Origin of the sequence: Paenibacillus phytohabitans (genome assembly GCF_013141775.1) — a bacterium.
Taxonomy (GTDB): domain Bacteria; phylum Bacillota; class Bacilli; order Paenibacillales; family Paenibacillaceae; genus Paenibacillus_AQ; species Paenibacillus_AQ phytohabitans.
Genome location: NZ_WHOB01000039.1, coordinates 1 through 16,040 on the forward strand (window position 1 = coordinate 1; position 16,040 = coordinate 16,040).

The 16,040-nt window shown below is 53.5% G+C and carries 17 protein-coding genes and 1 CRISPR repeat array; of the genes, 16 read left to right on the forward strand and 1 reads right to left on the reverse strand.

What is annotated here, in order from left to right:
* The first annotated feature begins 6 nt into the window (after positions 1–6).
* Positions 7–375: a CRISPR direct-repeat array (repeat unit 33 nt; unit sequence GTCGCACTCCGTGTGGAGTGCGTGGATTGAAAT).
* A 150-nt stretch (positions 376–525) separates the two neighbouring features.
* Positions 526–1,521 carry an S-layer homology domain-containing protein gene (locus GC101_RS14245; protein WP_171717782.1) on the reverse strand — a complete coding sequence of 332 codons (996 nt, stop codon included), beginning with the start codon at positions 1,519–1,521 and terminating at the stop codon, positions 526–528.
* A gap of 611 nt (positions 1,522–2,132) precedes the next feature.
* Here GC101_RS14245 and GC101_RS14250 point away from each other — a divergent pair.
* From GC101_RS14250 to GC101_RS14325, 16 genes are all read left to right on the forward strand, one after another.
* The gene (locus tag GC101_RS14250; protein ID WP_157763983.1) at positions 2,133–2,744 is read left to right on the forward strand and encodes a winged helix-turn-helix domain-containing protein; all 612 of its coding nucleotides are present in this window, start codon (positions 2,133–2,135) and stop codon (positions 2,742–2,744) included.
* Between the two features lie 170 nt (positions 2,745–2,914).
* Positions 2,915–3,370: an SRPBCC family protein gene (locus GC101_RS14255; RefSeq protein WP_171717783.1), complete on the forward strand. Its 456-nt coding sequence runs from the start codon at positions 2,915–2,917 to the stop codon at positions 3,368–3,370.
* Positions 3,371–3,377: 7 nt separating this feature from the next.
* Positions 3,378–4,700, forward strand: a complete 1,323-nt coding sequence (locus tag GC101_RS14260) for a beta-ketoacyl-[acyl-carrier-protein] synthase family protein (RefSeq protein ID WP_171717784.1) — start codon at positions 3,378–3,380, stop codon at positions 4,698–4,700.
* Entirely contained in the window at positions 4,697–5,944 is a 1,248-nt protein-coding gene (locus GC101_RS14265; protein ID WP_171717785.1) for a beta-ketoacyl-[acyl-carrier-protein] synthase family protein, read from the forward strand. The genes GC101_RS14260 and GC101_RS14265 overlap by 4 nt, the downstream gene beginning before the upstream one ends.
* A 46-nt stretch (positions 5,945–5,990) precedes the next feature.
* Positions 5,991–6,209, forward strand: coding sequence for an acyl carrier protein (locus tag GC101_RS14270; protein ID WP_171717786.1), 219 nt, complete (start codon positions 5,991–5,993; stop codon positions 6,207–6,209).
* Complete coding sequence (gene acpS, locus GC101_RS14275) at positions 6,206–6,586, forward strand: holo-ACP synthase (protein ID WP_171717787.1); 381 nt, start codon at positions 6,206–6,208, stop codon at positions 6,584–6,586. The genes GC101_RS14270 and acpS overlap by 4 nt, the downstream gene beginning before the upstream one ends.
* A 22-nt stretch (positions 6,587–6,608) precedes the next feature.
* The gene (locus GC101_RS14280) at positions 6,609–7,808 is read left to right on the forward strand and encodes an MFS transporter (protein WP_171717788.1); all 1,200 of its coding nucleotides are present in this window, start codon (positions 6,609–6,611) and stop codon (positions 7,806–7,808) included.
* A gap of 12 nt (positions 7,809–7,820) precedes the next feature.
* Positions 7,821–8,201, forward strand: coding sequence for a cupin domain-containing protein (locus GC101_RS14285; RefSeq protein ID WP_171717789.1), 381 nt, complete (start codon positions 7,821–7,823; stop codon positions 8,199–8,201).
* A 54-nt stretch (positions 8,202–8,255) separates the two neighbouring features.
* Complete coding sequence (locus GC101_RS14290) at positions 8,256–9,221, forward strand: amidohydrolase family protein (protein WP_171717790.1); 966 nt, start codon at positions 8,256–8,258, stop codon at positions 9,219–9,221.
* Positions 9,222–9,229: 8 nt separating this feature from the next.
* Complete coding sequence (locus tag GC101_RS14295; RefSeq protein WP_171717791.1) at positions 9,230–10,006, forward strand: cyclase family protein; 777 nt, start codon at positions 9,230–9,232, stop codon at positions 10,004–10,006.
* Positions 10,007–10,045: 39 nt separating this feature from the next.
* A complete protein-coding gene (locus tag GC101_RS14300) occupies positions 10,046–10,354 on the forward strand; it encodes a TIGR04076 family protein (RefSeq protein ID WP_171717792.1) in 309 nt (102 codons plus the stop codon).
* A gap of 17 nt (positions 10,355–10,371) precedes the next feature.
* On the forward strand, positions 10,372–11,727 hold the full coding sequence (gene hemW, locus GC101_RS14305; protein WP_171717793.1) for a radical SAM family heme chaperone HemW: 1,356 nt from the start codon (positions 10,372–10,374) through the stop codon (positions 11,725–11,727).
* A 17-nt stretch (positions 11,728–11,744) separates the two neighbouring features.
* The gene (locus tag GC101_RS14310) at positions 11,745–12,062 is read left to right on the forward strand and encodes a carboxymuconolactone decarboxylase family protein (protein WP_171717794.1); all 318 of its coding nucleotides are present in this window, start codon (positions 11,745–11,747) and stop codon (positions 12,060–12,062) included.
* On the forward strand, positions 12,052–13,428 hold the full coding sequence (hemW, locus tag GC101_RS14315) for a radical SAM family heme chaperone HemW (RefSeq protein ID WP_171717795.1): 1,377 nt from the start codon (positions 12,052–12,054) through the stop codon (positions 13,426–13,428). Before GC101_RS14310 ends, hemW (GC101_RS14315) begins: the two co-directional genes overlap by 11 nt.
* On the forward strand, positions 13,428–14,867 hold the full coding sequence (locus GC101_RS14320) for a U32 family peptidase (RefSeq protein ID WP_246354340.1): 1,440 nt from the start codon (positions 13,428–13,430) through the stop codon (positions 14,865–14,867). The genes hemW (GC101_RS14315) and GC101_RS14320 overlap by 1 nt, the downstream gene beginning before the upstream one ends.
* A complete protein-coding gene (locus GC101_RS14325) occupies positions 14,864–16,012 on the forward strand; it encodes a flavodoxin family protein (protein WP_171717797.1) in 1,149 nt (382 codons plus the stop codon). Before GC101_RS14320 ends, GC101_RS14325 begins: the two co-directional genes overlap by 4 nt.
* Positions 16,013–16,040 lie beyond the last annotated feature (28 nt).

Here is a 16,040-nt window from a genome sequence, read left to right on the forward strand (position 1 = left end):
CTCACCGTCGCACTCCGTGTGGAGTGCGTGGATTGAAATTTCGTCCAGATCGTAGCTGACCGTAATCTCACCGTCGCACTCCGTGTGGAGTGCGTGGATTGAAATCTCCTAACCTTGATGATTTAAAGGCAGCCATTGAGTCGCACTCCGTGTGGAGTGCGTGGATTGAAATAAGCAGAAGCTTGAGGTTGGCGAACATGACCGGGTCGCACTCCGTGTGGAGTGCGTGGATTGAAATTTCGAGCTGGCCAGCACTAAAGAGGGCGGCGATGCAGTCGCACTCCGTGTGGAGTGCGTGGATTGAAATGAAATCGAACAACAGATTGAACAACAAAACGGCAAGTCGCACTCCGTGTGGAGTGCGTGGATTGAAATAGATCATAGCGGCCCCAGGCGAAGATGGCGTGGAGGTCGCACTCAGTGTGATATACGTAAAATAAAAAAACAGATCATGACCCAGAAATCAGGCATGATCTGTTTTTCAATTCATTTGCTTGTAACCTTACAATAAGTCTTTATCAAGAATCACTCAACATCGGTTGCCGGCTGCAGCCAACGCGAACCCATTACAGGCTCTGCTGTAGCAGTGTAGCCTTCGGGCAGATAAGTGGAGACCGTTCCTTTGGTGATAACTTGCGGGTACATCATATCCGGATCGGGCAGGGTTATTTTGAAGTAGATCACTGCTTTGGTGGCACTGGTGAATTCGATGCGCTCTACCGCCAGGCCGTAGCCGGGGTTAGGCAGATTATCGACGGTGATGGTGGCTTTATTGACGCCTTCAGCAGCTTTTTCAAGTACGACATCTGAAATGTAGTTATTAACCGGAACTGGTTCCGGTTCAGAAGGCTCAATGACTGTATCGTCTTGGTTGATCACCCGCGCTGCAAACTCAGCAGCATCATGAACCATAACAGCGGCCTCGGAGCGGGTGATGATATCAGCCGGGCGGAATTTTCCGTTGTCCAGCGTAATCACCTTCGTGTTCAGCAGAATCTGCAGGCTGTTCATAACATCAGAAGAGAGCTTTTCGCCATCCTCAACCATGAAATACATTTTGGTAACCGGGAAATCACCCTTGCTCTGCAAGGCTTCGGTCAACAGATGAGCGAACTCTGCACGGGTCAAGTTTGCATTCGGATTGGCATTCTGTGCCAGAGTCAAACCGCTCTGCTTGGCGGTCAGGAACGAGGAGGCATACCAGGCATTATCTTTTACATTGTCAAAAAAACTGCTGGCCGTGGAAGTGCTGCCCGTATCTGTCTGTGGCGTCAGTGCCAGCCCTTTGACGAGAAATTGAACGCCTTGCGCCAGGGTCACTTTAGCGTTGGGAGCAAAAAGGTTGCTGGTTATACCGTTGATCACACCGGCGTCATGCAGCGCATTAATTTTGGTTTCGGCAGGATTTCCGTTCAGATCAGAAAAGGCAAAAGCGGATGCCCCAAATGACAAGCTGGCAGCCAGGATTCCGCACGCGATGCTCATATTTTTTGCGCGCTTCAGTAGATTAGTTGGTTTCATTGTGCATCACCTCTACCTACTAAGATGGCTTTTAGGTGGGAAATGTTGCACCTGGCAAAGAAAATTTTTTTCTGATAAATTATTTTCGGATTAAAACTGTGTTTGTTTTATGTCTAAAATAACTCGGATTTTGTCGGATCGCAGAGAAAGGTTTGTTTTCAAAAAAAATAGTAAATAATGAGCATGTTTTTTTGAAATACATAAAGTTGGGAATGCGGCAAATGCATAAGTCTTGAAGATTGATCTATTGTGATTCCGCTGTCGCATTCCGCGAGGAATTATTGATAAAAATTAGGTCTGATGACCTGTTGACGGAAGGATAGCGGAGAGTAACGGATGCATAGGGAAGGTTGTCCGCGAAGCAGAGTGCGGCAATGAGTTATGCAGTATTCTGCGAATTGATTTTTTTAATATAACGCTATGATATTTTTCCTTTTTTATCCTAATTAATACTATAAAATAGAAAACGAAACCCTTGGTGAAATTCGGTGTAGGTTGAAAAGTATGGGATTGGAGAGAAGCGCATGCGGGTTGCACTGGTTTGTTGTGCGGGTTCCACAGAGCCTTGTGAGGGGTGTAGGTTTCAGAATGTTCATTCTTTTTTTTCAAGGGTGTATGGTTGTAAGGTATTTCATTTCAAGGAGCTTGAGGCGCTGGTCGATATTGTTAAGGATGGCTTGAGGTTTGACGGCGTGGTGGTCAGTACCCCGGACTTTAACCTGGGCTTCATTCATACGATGCAATACCTGCAGCAGATGCTTAAGCTTAAAGTATTCCTTATTGTTGAGAAGATCAGCACTCAGGGCATAACCGTCCAGTTCCCTTCCAATCATATTTACATCGACAGCTCGGGAGGCCATGGCTTCCAGGAGGAATTATTCAGCCGTTTGCGCTGCTGGTTCGACGAAGAGCTGAGTGTGAATACGCACTGTACCAGACAAATCAAGGATATCGCGCTTAACCTTCACTCTAAATCCCTGAAAGTCGGAGAGGTTATCATTGAACTCACCAGTAAAGAATATGAATTGCTTGACCTGCTGCTGGAATGCCAGGGCCAGTACATCCCCACCGAGAAGATACTGCACCACCTGTGGGACAGCTATACATCCCCTGAAATTGTCAGGCAGTATGTATACAAGCTGAGGCACAAAATTGAAACGACAGCCGGCAGAAGCGACATCATTCACTTCCGCCGGGGAATCGGATATTCGGTTAGCTTTTAGATCTGACAGTTTTCTGTCAGGTCTTTTTTTTGATTTTTTTTGATGGGGAGCCTGTGCTGTCTTCGTGCTGCAGAATAACTGTAAATTAACGCAAGCTTAACAGCCGGGTTATGTCCCCCTCCAAAATTTAACGATACCATGTAATTAATACTATTAGGGAGGCGTGTACAGTGACAACGATTCAGAACAGTATCTGGATTCAGGCAGACAGGAACACCGTATTTGACAGAACCAACGATATTGCGGGCTGGACGGATTTGTTCACGGAATATAAAGAAACGCGGGTGCTGGAGCAGGGGGAGTCCTACATCCGTTTTGAATTGACTACATTTCCCGAGCCAAATCGCCCGTCGCGCTCGTGGACATCCGAAAGATGGTTAGACCGGCCTAATTTCCGGATTACGGCCAGACGTCTTGCGCCGCTGCTGCCGTTCAAGCACATGAATCTGGAATGGCTCTATGAGGAGCAGGGCGAGGGCACGTACATGACCTGGATTCAGGAGTTTGAGGTAGATCCCGCAAGCGGCCTCACCGCAGAGCAGGTGGAAGCCCATCTGAACCGTACCACGAAGGAGCAGATGGAGGCGGTCAAGCTTAATATCGAGAAACCAAGGATTCGGAGCTGAGGCCTGGATGGAAAATGTGATGGGAAGAAGAGTGGTTATCACCGGAATGGGGCTGCTTACCCCGCTGGGGAATACGCCGGAGAATTTCTGGAAGAACAGCCTGCAGTGCAAGGTTGGATATGACAGCCTGCAGGGTTATGAGCATATGGCTTTGAAGAGCCGGGTCACCGGGAGAATACCGGATTTTGAGCATCTCGGCAGGACGGCCGATGAAGCAGCGAGGGAAGGCATGGGCCGGCCGGGAATTCTGGCAGTCAACGCCGCTGTAAGGGCTGTTGCCGATGCGCAGCTGGAGTTCACTAAGGAAATGCGGGAGCGTTCAGGGGTCTGCATCGCCAATGCGATTGCCGACACCCCATTCTCTGAGCAGACCTTTCTGCAGGTGACGGAGGGCGGCCAGGGGCCGATTGCCCAGGGGCTTAGACAGGATGATTTATACCGCAAAGGCATGTTCTCCTATATTGCCTTTGATGTGGCGCATGAGTTCGGGCTTCAGGGAGAAGCGCTGGTCATGTCAACGGGCTGCACAGGCGGTATTGATGCTGTCGGGTATGGATACGAATCTATCGCGGCAGGAGAACATGACATCATGATATGCGGTGCAGCGGAAGCGCCGATCAGCTCCATGACCATCGCTTCCTTTGATGCAATTGGTGCATTGACCTCAAAGTTCAACGATGATCCCAAGCGTGCCTCCAGACCCTTTGAGCGGAACCGGAGCGGATTCGTTCTCAGTGAGGGCTGTGCAGTGGTTGTAATGGAGGAGCTGGAGCATGCACTGCGGCGGCAGGCCAGAATCTATGGTGAGGTCACCGGCTTCTCCAGCACGAACAATGCCTATCATATGACCGATTTGCCCCAGAACGGGGAGGCGCTCAGTCTGACGATGAACGAGGCGCTTGAGAATGCCGGCATTGAAGCGGGAGAGGTTCAATATATCAATGCGCATGGAAGCTCGACCCCGCAGAATGATGCTTTTGAGACCGCTGCCTACAAAAGAACCTTTGGCGAATTAGCCTATTCCATTCCGATCAGCTCCACGAAGTCGATGGTGGGTCATCCGCTCTCGGCAGCAAGCGCCATTGAGATCGTACATTGTCTGCTGGCTTTGAACGAAGGCTATATCCCGCCCACGGCGAATCTGGACGAGCCGGATCCGGCCTGCGATTTGAATTATGTGCCGGGGCAAGCCTTAAAGCGTGACCTGTACCATATTCTGACCAATGCAAGCGGCTTCTCCGGCATTCATTCCGCCATGATTCTGGCGAAGAGCGAGTTCTGTAATATGACGGGGAAGCTTCAGACTGAACAATGGATGTGCAGCCCATGAAGAATAAAGTATTCGTAACCGGAGTAGGTATGGTTGGGCCTTGCGGGAATACTGCCGGGGCCTTCTGGGACGGACTCCTGAGCGGCCGTAACTATATGACCCCACTCCAGCTTGAGGGTACGGTTGGAGAAGCGCCTCCCTTCGCCGGACAAGTCAGCGGGATGGAGCCGGAGCAGGTCATCTCGAAGCGTCTGTTCAAGAAGTGCTCCCGGTTCTCTGTAATGTCGATCCTGGCAGCGAAGGATGCCATGGATGATGCCGGCTGGGATCTTGGCACGATGAGCCGCGAGCGGATCGGCATCTTCGTCGGCAACAACTCGGGGGGATGGGAGAGTGCCAGGAATGGCTTGCGTGTTCTGCATAACGAAGGTGCCCCCTTCATTGATCCTAACCTCGCAAGCAACTGGTTTCCGGCCGCTGCACAGGGGCATATGTCCCTGGCCTTCGGCATTAAGGGCTACAGCAAGACGGTTATCGCAGACCGGAGCAGCGGACTGCTTGCCATTGCTTATGCGGCCAGAGCCCTTCGCAGCGGAATCATTGATGCCGCCATCGTAGGCGGTGCAGAGACACCGCTTGATCCGTGGGCGCTCTCCTTCTACAACTCGGAGGGGCTGCTGAACCTGAAGGCGGACAGCCCGGAGACTGCGTATCGTCCGTTTGTAGCGGCCCGGAGCGGAATAGCCCTGGCTGAAGGGGCGGCTTTCCTCTGCCTTGAATCTGAACGCAGCCTCCGGAAGCGTGAGTCAACCGGCCGGGTGAGAGCGAGTATCCAGGGCTTCGGATTCACGAATGACGGGCAGGAATCCGCCCCGCATCAGGAGAGTGTGACGCAATATGCCAGGGCCATCCGGCTGGCCATCGGACATTCGGAGATCCAACCGGAGCAGATTGGCTATCTCTCACTGGATGGGGCGGCTTCCTCCCGTCAAGACGGGATTGAATGCGCGGCAATCCAAGAGGTATTCGGTGGCAGTGCATCGGACAAATGGGCGGGCTGTCCCAAGACATCCTTCGGCAACACGATTGGGGCTGCAGGCGCGTTCGATGTGGCACTAAGCGTGCTTGCCATGAATCACGGGCAGCTGCCCGGTCTTCCGTATTTAGCGGAATCGGCTCCGGACAACGACTTGAATTTCGTGGCGGGAAGCAGCCGCCGGGTATCTGTCGAGTCCTCACTTATTCTGTCCAGAGGGAGGGGCGGGGTCTCTTCGGCACTGGTTGTGAAGGGCGAAGGCTTGTGAACAACGAAGGTTATGGCTCATAAACTCAAGCGGGAGGGTGTATCTAATGGTATTCGACCAGGTAAAAGCCATCATTGAGGATATCGGAATTGAGGAAGAAATTACGGAGGCGTCGCGTTTGTATGAAGATTTGGCTCTGGATTCGACAGAGCTGGCGCTTGTGTCTACAGGGCTGGCCAAGACCTTTGGCATCTTTATTGAAGGCAAGGCGCTCAGAGCTTATTCCGTGGGCCAGGTGATGGAAGCTATTGCCTTGAAGGCATGATCAGAGGGATCGGCACGGATATTATCAGCATTAGCTTTGTGGAGCAGATGATGGCGAAATGCGGTGATATCTTCATGCAGCAATATTTTTCGAAGGAAGAGAGAGAATTGTTCACTTGTAAAAAAAGACATGCCGCAGACTTCCTTGCGGGCAGATTTGCCGCCAAAGAAGCGCTGCTGAAGGCCATCGGAACCGGAATGAACTGTGAGCTGGGCTGGAATGAAATAGAGTTTCTCAACCATGCCAGCGGCCAGCCCTATCTGGTCCGCAGCAGAGGCCTAGAGCCTTATCTACAGCAGCAGGAGACGATTCACGTAAGCATTAGTCATCACGGTGATTATGCTGCTGCATTCATCATTATTGAGAGCAGTCAATGACTGTGAGGAGAGGACAATTGATATGAGCAACAACAAAATTTTCACACTCTTAGCCATCAATATTTTACTCGTTTTTTCGATTATGGTCAGTATCTTCCCCATCGCACCCCTGATCAGCAGCGATCTCGGCATGACCTCCGGTGAGATTGGAAGCATAGCGGGGATTGCCTCGCTGGTGATGACCTTTCTGTCGATTCCCTCCGGCGTGTTCGCGGACCGCTACGGGCGGAAGAAGATTATTATCGCTTCCCTGGCCCTGTCGGCAGTGGCCGTATTCATGGTAGCTGCATCCCACGGAGTCCTGCTGTTTACGGCGGGGTGGCTGCTGTTCGGCTTCGCCAGAGGTTTCGTGTCCACACCGATCTTCGCGGTGGTGATGGATGTGTGCAAGCCCGAGGAGCGGGGCAGAGCGATGGGCATTGTGTCCGGGGCGATTGGTGCCGGGTCGGTGCTGGGGTATGTGCTTAGCGGCCTGCTGAGCAATTATTTTGGCTGGCATACCTCCTTCGCGGTGTTGGCTTCACTCCTGCTGCTGTCCACGCTGGTTACCACGGTGCTGCTGAGGGAGACTGGGGTCAAGAATACAAGCAGAAGCATCGGGCAAGCCTTCAAAAGCTCCTTCAAATGGCTGGGCGTCCGTGAAATCCTGCTGGCGGGAATTGTTGGAACCCTGTGCTTCATGGTGGGTGTGTTTACGACCTTCCTGGTGCCGTTTGCTGCCAAGGAACAGGATATTTCCCTCGTGCTGCTCAGCCTGCTCTTCATTCCTTATGAAGCCGTAGCCTCGTTCGGGGCGGTATTCATTGGCTGGATCTCGGATAAGGTGGGTAGACATGCGCCCCTGATCTGGGCCCAGTCGATCTGTCTGGGAGCACTCGTGCTGCTGTATGCGCTTGACTTCAACCCCTGGCTGCTGACCTTCGGCTATGCGCTGATTGGACTTACAGAGGGGCCTATTATTACTCTGGTCAACACGATTATTACGGATAAGGTCATCAAGATCAATCCGATGGAAATGGGCGCGGCATTAGGGACCTTCCGAACCCTGCAGGGAGTCGGGATTGCGCTGGGGTCGACGCTTGGCGGCTTCTTCTACAGCAGGATCGGAACGCATCCCAGCTATCTGGTGGCAGCCGGAATGATGGTGCTTACGATTCTGATCTCGCTTGGCCTGGGCAAAAAGGAAGAATCGGGTGTATCTGAATATAAATCAGCCGGATAAAGGGGTGCGAGGATGAAGCAGGTGTACACAAGTACAGTGGTTCAATTTGAGGATGTGCCGGTGGTTCTTGCCAGGGGAGGACAGATGCGCGTGCTGGCGAGTCCGGCAACGGTCGGAGCCTCGCAGCTGATTATGGGTCATGTGATTCTCCGCGCCGGGGAAGAGATCAAGGAGCATCTCCATGATTACGGTGAAGAGACCGTATTTGTGGTCCGGGGACAAGGAACGGCGTTCATTGAAGATATTCCGCATTCCCTTCAGGAGCATTGCCTGTTCATTGCGAGGAAGGGTGAGCGGCACCGGGTGGTAAATGAGGGGCCGGGCGAAATGGAGCTGGTCTTCGCCACGGCACCGCTGGCCCCGAGTGCAGAGAAGGGCCACAGAGATGTATAGCTCCCGGGCAGCAGTAAGCAATTCCATACAATCCAAAGGGGTGAGAAGAGAAACGTGAAAAGCAATCTTGTTATTGTAGACACTCATGCCCATTTTGCCGTCAAGGAGAATAAAAGTCTGGAGCTCAGTCTGGCTGGCGCCGGAACCGTCCCCGATTACAAGAAGCAAAAAGGATTCGATGATTTGCAATATTTGAAGAAGATGGTTGGTGCTGCTCAAGAAGGATTCGTAGATGACAACAATCTGCTCGAGGATTACCTCTCCTGTATGGCCGAGAATCAAATTGCCATGAGCTGGGTCCATCAGCTCAGCTTTGAGGATGTATACGGCTATGAGGTGCTGTCCAATGAAAAAATCGCCGAGGCGGTCCGGGCACACCCTGACAAGCTGCGCGGATTCGCGAGTGTCAACCCCTATAAGGGGAAGGAAGCGCTGGCGGAGCTGGATTACGCGATTAACACGCTTGGAATGCAAGGCTTTAAGCTGAATCCTAATGATTATGGCGGCTTCGGCCTGAACGACCGGGAATTGCTCTATCCGCTGTATGAACGGTGCAGCGAGCTGGGAATTCCGGTAAGCGTGCATACCGGAATTACGCCAGGCAGTATTTTTCGGATGAAGCATAACTATCCGATTCTGCTTGATGATGTAGCTGTTGATTTTCCGGGGCTGACCCTGATTGTGGAGCATATGGGACATCCATGGAATGACCTGTGCTATTACATGGTGGGCCGGCACGAGAACATGTATGTGACCATCACTGCGGTAGCCAATATCCTTATTCATAACAATCCCAAGGTGTTTCGGATGGAGCTGGCCAAGATGATCTCGGTCTGCGGCAGCCACAAGATTCTCTGGGGATCGGATTGGACGGTAACGCCGAACATTGCCGAAGTGCTGAATTACATGCAGAAGGTGGCAATTCCCCTGCCCATGAAGCTGATGATGGGTGTGAAGGAGATCAAGAAGGAGGATGTCCAGAACATCCTGGGGCTGAACGCGCTGAGAATAATGAAGTAGGTGAGGGCATGAAATATCAATTCATTGATCTGAGTGTGCATATGGAGCAGAATCCGGGCGAGCTGGCTCCATATGGTTTCGAGCAGACCGGCCATCAGGAAGGGGCGGACCGCTTTGCACGCCAGTTCGACGGGAGCAGAAAAGACTTTCCGGATGAAGAATTCTTGAATATGGAGATGATCTCCGCTTCCACGCATACCGGGACACATTTTGATGCCCCCTTGCATTTCGGCTCTATGAGCGAAGGCAAGCCTGCAGCGTCTATAGATCAGGTGCCGCTGGAGTGGTGCTACTGTGACGGTGTGGTGCTGGATGTTACGCATAGGCAAGCGGGTGAAGCCATTGAGAAGCAGGATATTGAGCAGGCGCTGGCCAAGATCGGGTACGAGCTGAAGCCGCAGGATATTGTGCTGATCCGTACAGGTGCAGACCGGCATTGGGGCACGCCCCAATACCTTACGGATTATCCGGGCATGAGCAGAGAGGCCACGAAGCTGCTGACTGACCAAGGCATCCGGGTCATGGGCATTGACAGCTACGGGTTCGACCGTCCGTTCAAGAATATGATCGGGGATTATAAGCGAACCCGGGACAACGCCTATTTGTTTCCGGCCCATTTCTGGGGAAGAGAGCAGACTTATTGCCATATGGAGCGCCTGGCGAATCTGGAGCAGATTCCGGTTCCTTACGGGTTTAAGGTGGCCTGTTTTCCAATCAAGATCAGACAGGCAGGAGCGGCCTGGGTACGGGCAGTGGCCATTGTCGAAGAGCCTGCGGCAGAGTAAGTGAAATCTATCACCAAATATATGGAGGAGGCATTTCGAATGAATTATGAATTTGAACTCAAGGTAACGGGCGTTAAGGGGCATTGCCGGGCAGGGCATAAAGAAGGGGATGTCATGAAGGTCTCTCCGCTGAACGCAGGCAATCTGTGCGGAACGGCATTCCATTCGGTCTTCCCGATGCTGCTCGCGCTGAATATGGATGCGAAGCTGCCGTGGGACCCTGAGGGTAATATTGTGCACTCGGCTTGTCCGGATCTGCGCAACCAGATGACGATGGAAATCCGCCGCATCCCGGTAGAGCCGTCTGAAGATTCACCGTACGCGGGACGGATGCTGCAATCCAAATGAAGGGGAGGCCGCTCCATATGAGCAGAGCGAAGCAGTATGTTGAATTATTCAAGGAAAGAGACTCCATTTGTGTCTCCCATTATCCTGTGCCGATCTCCCAGCACACCGAGTCTGAAGTGTGGTCGCTGATGGAGCTTGAGCAGGTGAATACCAAAGATACGCCGACAGCCTTGTATCTGCATATTCCCTTCTGTGATGCAACCTGCTCGTTCTGCCCGTTCAACCGTTATCTGAAGAAGCAGGATCAGGTGGATGATTATTTGGCTGCTGTCCGGAAGGAGATTGACAAGTATGCGGCTACGCCTTTTGGAAGCAGCATTACGGTTTCCTCCATTAATCTGGGCGGCGGAACCCCCTCCTGCCTCTCCTCGGAAGAGCTGACGGGAATATTGCAGCACATGAAGCAGGCTTTTCACGTTGCGGAGGACGCCATGATCTTCATTGAGGGCAACCCCCGGAATTTCACGGCTGACAAGCTTGAAGCCTTAGCCCTGCAGGGATTAAACCGGATCAGTGTGGGAGTGCAGACCTTTCAGGAAGAACTTGCCGGACTGCTGGGGCTATACCATAGTGTCGATGATTCCTTCGAGCTGGTGAAGAATGCCCGAAGCTGCGGAATTGACAATATCGGGATTGATCTGATGTACAATCTGCCCGGTCAGACACTGGATCAATGGCGGGCTGACATCCTCACCTCCATTGAACAGGAGATTGACCATATCTGTGTGATTTCGTTCTGTGTGGTGCCGCATACGCAGATCGCTTCGCGTATAGCGGAAGGGAAGATTCCGGGAATCGGGGATGTCTACAGAGAGATCGAGCTGTATACCATCGCCAAGGAGATGCTGCTTGAGGCAGGTTATCTTCAATACAGTGTGATTGATTTCGCCAAGCCGGGCAAGACGGACCGGCACGCGACCTTATATTTCAGCGAGCAGTCGCATATGATCGGAATCGGTGCGGCCGCGTTCGGTATCATCAACGGCTATATGTATGTCAACAGCGGCAATCTGAATGAATATATGTCCCGCGTGCAGAATGGGCTGCTCCCGGTCAATTGCGGGGAGAAGGCCGATGAGCTGGAGCTGGCGCATGGGGCAATGGCCAAGGGCCTGCGGATGCTGTCAGTCAGCCGTGCGGATTTCGTACGGATGTTCCGGCGGGAGCCGGAGGAGCTGTTCCCGGATACAATTGAGCGTCTGGTTCAGGACGGTCTGCTGATTCAGGATGCCGAAGGAATCCGGCTGACCGACGACGGAATTATATGGGGCAACAATGTCAGCAAGCAATTCTTCTCCTCTAAGTATGCGGATTACGGGCTGCAGCACCGGATGAAGCTGGCTAAGGGACGTCCGGTGCAATCGGTCAAATAATAAGGAGGCTATAGCAAATGAGCGATATGTTGATGAGAGTCAATCCGCAGGTAGGCGCCGCATTTGAAGGCATGTGCAAGGCGATTGAGGATACGGGGACACTGGAGCCCAAGGTGCGGGAATTGGTCCGTTTGGCTTGTGTAGTGACTGACCGTTCTACCTACGGCATCCGGCTGCATGCACTGAAGGCATATGAGCTGGGGGCGACCCGTGAGGAAGTGACGGAGACCGTTATGAATTGCCTGCCTGTAGCAGGCATTGAAGCTGTATCCTCCGGTCTGGCTGCGGCCATGACGGCAATGGAATCCAAGCGGGGTGTTCATCATGGCAGTTAAGACGTCCTATGAGCCATTCTATAATGTGTATCCCCATAGAGATCCAATCTGTGTATCCCACTATCCGAATCCTGTGACCGAGATTGCTCCGGCCGACATTTATGGAGTGATGGGTCTGAGCAGTCAGCCTCCGGCGGACAATGTCGGTGCAGTCTATGTGCATGTTCCATTCTGTGCGTCGGTCTGTATCTTCTGCCCCTTCAACAAGATGGCTTATCAGGAGAAGCAGGTAGAGCAGTATATGGAGGCCGTCAAGGCCGAAATCGGCATCTATGCCTCTTCCCCTTATGGTTCACAGTCCACGATCAGTGCAGTGACGTTCGGGGGCGGCACGCCTACGGCTCTGTCTGCAGAGCGGATGGTGGAGATGCTGAAGAGCGTGCAGGAGCATTATCGGGTGCTGCCGGATGCGCAAATCTCCTTTGAAGGAAGCCCCGCTACCTTAACGCTGGAGAAAATGCAGGCCATCCGTGCCCAAGGGGCGAACCGGATCAGCATAGGGGTGCAGACCTTCAACGACAAGATGGGGCGGCATCTCCGGATGAGCCATGATTCGCAGCGGGCCTTCGAGGTGCTGAACGAGGCGAAAGAAGCGGGCTTTGAGAATATCGGGATTGATCTGATGTACAATCTGCCCGAGCAGACCATGGAGGAGTGGCTGGAGGATGTCCGGACGGCCGTGCGGCTCGGAATCGATCATATCACTGTGTTCTCCCTGTGTGTCGTGCCGTTTACTGCGCTGTTCAAAATGATTAAGGAAGGCACAATTCCGCCTACCGGGGACGTTAATCTGGAAGTGGATATGTATCTGGAGGCCAAGCGGCTGCTGCAGGAAGAGGGATATGTTCAGTATAGTGTGTGGGATTTTGCCAAGCCGGGCTTCGAAGACCGGCATGTCCTGCTGTACTATACACAACAGAAGGATCTGTTCGCGCACGGTCCGGCCGCCTTCGGTTATGTCAACAAGCTGATGTACATCAATCAGGGTGACATTCAGGAGTACAGCAGCCGTCTTGAGCAGCAGTTCCTGTCCGTCTTCATCGCCAGTAAAGCCGATGATCTGGAGGCGATGCATGGAATGATGGCCAAGGGCCTGCGCATGCTGTCGGTGAAGCGGAAGGATTTTGCCGGCATGTTCGGGTATCAGCCGGAAGAAGTCTTCGGTCCGACTATCGATGACCTGGTATCCAAAGGCCTGCTTGAAACGGATGAGCATGAGATTCGCCTGTCCGCCAAAGGCATTGTCTGGGGCAATAATGTATGCAAGGAATTCTTCTCGGAAGCGAACCAGCAGACGTTCGAGAGCCGTGTGAAGCTGGCACGCGGACAAAAACCGGCCGAGGTTAAAGGGGAGGTTCTGAAGTGATGAAGCTGTCTGTCGGTACCAATTTTGATGACCGGTTACCTTTATTGCTGAAGGATTCACATGTGGATGTATTCTATGGCAAGTTATCCTCTGATCTGGTGGGCGGCGGCCGGCCAACGTTTGCGCTGCCAACCATAGACCGGACAAGGGTGGAGGAGCATGTGAAGCTCCTTCATGCCTACGGGTTCAAGTTCAATTACCTGCTGAATGCCACTTGTCTGGATAATCTGGAGACGACCAAGGAATTTCATTACCGCCTGCGCGAGCTGCTGGAATGGATCGGTACGCTTCAGCCGGAATATGTCACTGTGTCCCTCCCCATGCTGGTTGATATGGTGCGTACAGCGTTGCCCGACGTCAAGATCAGCTTGTCTACCTTTGCCAACGTCAACACGCTTAGACAAGCGCATTACTTTGAAGAACGGGGCGTCAGCGAGATTACCCTGCCCGAGAGCCGGAACCGTGATTTTGCCTTTCTGGAGAGCCTGCGCAAGAGTACCAGCTGCGACTATCAGCTCATTGCGACCAATGACTGCCTGCTGGATTGCCCGATGCGCCAGAACCATGCGAATTTTCAGAGCCATGCCTCGCAGTGCAATCATGTGACCGACGGCTTTGCGCTGGATTATTACATGCTGCGCTGTACGGAGCGTAAGCTCCAGCATCCCGAGGAGCTGCTGAAATCGCAATGGATTCGCCCGGAAGATATGCATATCTATGAGGAACTGGGCTATCACAAATTCAAGCTGACCGAGCGGATGAAGACTACGGAGAAGATTGCGGATACGGCGCTGGCCTATTCCGGGCGGAGTTATCAGGGCAATCTGCTCAGTCTGCTCAACTCGCGGATGGCGGAGGCCGATTTCGAAATGCCCAATTTCTCCAAGAACATTAAGGAGGATTTCGCACCTTCCGAAAAAATGAGACAGGTCTACAGCCTGCTGTTCAGCTTCCAGGCGAACATTGACAATGAGAGTCTGGAGGGCTTCCTGGAGGGCTTCCGTGCCAAGCGGTGTGACAGGATGGACTGTGACAAATGCGGATACTGTGCCGAATGGGCCAGCCGGACTGTTCAAGTGGCGAAGCCGGGGGGAGCAGTTCTCCAGGAGTTTGAGCAGCTATTTGCGGCGCTGGCTTCAGGCACCTTCTTCGAATCGGCCGCCGGAGCACCGGTGACCTGGACGGCGGAGAGCCAGAGCCTCTATGAGGGGGTTGTGGGACGGAAGCCCGAGTTCATCCGCGACATGGCGAGCACCGAGATCCGGAAGAAAGCCGAGGAGCTTGCCGCAGCAAACGGAACAGGTCTGGTATCCAGATATGAGGTGGCCAAAGCCAATGTGCTGTGTACCCCGGCTGATTTCCGGATGTTTGCACTCATGGACCTGAGGGCGCTTGGATTTGATACGGCTGAGCTGGATGCGGAGGAGGCTGTGGGATGAAGAAGATGATCGGGCTCGCCGGGTCCATGAAGAAGCATCACAGCTCCAGTGAATATCTGTTGTCCGTCGCGCTCGAAGCAGCGGAGGAGCAGGGGGTGGAGACGGAGCTGCTGCGGCTGAATGATTACAATATTCTTCCTTGTGAGGGCTGCGGCAACTGCATGAACGGCAAGCCCTGCCATCTGCTGAAGAAGCCGGAGGATCAGTTGACAGAACTGTACGACAAGCTGAAGGAAGCGGATGGCTTTATCTTCTCCTCCCCGGTCTATGCGCTCTCGCTTCCGGCAGTCTGGAAGAACTGGATCGACCGCTGCGAGCCGTGCTCCGCCGAGGATCTGGATTTTGAGCACTATAATTATGACCGGGTGGCGGGGGTAAAGGGCAAAGCGTTCAAGGGAAAGGTCGCCGGGCAGATTGTCGTCGCAGCGGGGCCGGGGCATGAATGGGCGCTGGCCTCTCTGATGCCTTGCTTCACGGCGATCAAGCTGTCCATGATCGCCAGCGCAGGCATCAGCCTGATTGAATACGACGGCCAGCCGGGCATCCGTAAACGCTCCTGGAGCAAACCGATTGAAGAAGCGGAATCCGCCAAAATGATGGCCCGGGCCGTCGGGCTGCGGGTCGCGTCGGCTCTGGGATTCTCCTACTTTGACAGCCCGGCGGAGCAGGGGCAGGTGCGCTGGGAACAGCAGCAGGAGCGCGCGGAGCAGGCCGATGACTGGTCTGCCTTCACCGTTCAGAACATCAGGGATGAGGAGGTCAGGCTCGGTGCGCTGGCGGAGAAGCAGCCGCGGATCTTCGTCATTGGGGATCAGCAGGCCAGCAGCCGCTGCGGGCCGCTGCTGGAGCAGCTGGAGCAGCAATTCGGCGGCCAGGCAGCCTGTGCGCTGATTGCAAGAGTGGGGCAGCTGCCCCACTTCATTACCCATGAATTTGTGAAGGAGAAGACGGGGCAGGCGGTTCCCGGCTTCGAGCTGTATTATGACTGGGAAGACGCGCTGGCCTCACGGTGCTCCGTAGCGCCCGGCGTGCCGGCCATTCTGGTGGGGCGGACCAGGGAGGAGTGGCAGCTGTTTGCAGTCGATGGGACGCAGGGCCGGGAGATCGGCCGGGTCGTTGACTATCTGGAGGAAGCCATCGTATGAGCCGGTAGGCGGACAAGATCAAGGGAGG

What these genes read in the sequence shown, in the direction of transcription:
- GC101_RS14245 (WP_171717782.1), bottom strand. Translation starts at nt 1,521, where the DNA reads ATGAAACCAACTAATCTACTGAAGCGCGCAAAAAATATGAGCATCGCG.
- GC101_RS14260 (WP_171717784.1), top strand. Translation starts at nt 3,378, where the DNA reads ATGGAAAATGTGATGGGAAGAAGAGTGGTTATCACCGGAATGGGGCTG.
- GC101_RS14265 (WP_171717785.1), top strand. Translation starts at nt 4,697, where the DNA reads ATGAAGAATAAAGTATTCGTAACCGGAGTAGGTATGGTTGGGCCTTGC.
- GC101_RS14270 (WP_171717786.1), top strand. Translation starts at nt 5,991, where the DNA reads ATGGTATTCGACCAGGTAAAAGCCATCATTGAGGATATCGGAATTGAG.
- acpS (WP_171717787.1), top strand. Translation starts at nt 6,206, where the DNA reads ATGATCAGAGGGATCGGCACGGATATTATCAGCATTAGCTTTGTGGAG.
- GC101_RS14280 (WP_171717788.1), top strand. Translation starts at nt 6,609, where the DNA reads ATGAGCAACAACAAAATTTTCACACTCTTAGCCATCAATATTTTACTC.
- GC101_RS14285 (WP_171717789.1), top strand. Translation starts at nt 7,821, where the DNA reads ATGAAGCAGGTGTACACAAGTACAGTGGTTCAATTTGAGGATGTGCCG.
- GC101_RS14295 (WP_171717791.1), top strand. Translation starts at nt 9,230, where the DNA reads ATGAAATATCAATTCATTGATCTGAGTGTGCATATGGAGCAGAATCCG.
- GC101_RS14300 (WP_171717792.1), top strand. Translation starts at nt 10,046, where the DNA reads ATGAATTATGAATTTGAACTCAAGGTAACGGGCGTTAAGGGGCATTGC.
- hemW (WP_171717793.1), top strand. Translation starts at nt 10,372, where the DNA reads ATGAGCAGAGCGAAGCAGTATGTTGAATTATTCAAGGAAAGAGACTCC.
- GC101_RS14310 (WP_171717794.1), top strand. Translation starts at nt 11,745, where the DNA reads ATGAGCGATATGTTGATGAGAGTCAATCCGCAGGTAGGCGCCGCATTT.
- hemW (WP_171717795.1), top strand. Translation starts at nt 12,052, where the DNA reads ATGGCAGTTAAGACGTCCTATGAGCCATTCTATAATGTGTATCCCCAT.
- GC101_RS14320 (WP_246354340.1), top strand. Translation starts at nt 13,428, where the DNA reads ATGAAGCTGTCTGTCGGTACCAATTTTGATGACCGGTTACCTTTATTG.
- GC101_RS14325 (WP_171717797.1), top strand. Translation starts at nt 14,864, where the DNA reads ATGAAGAAGATGATCGGGCTCGCCGGGTCCATGAAGAAGCATCACAGC.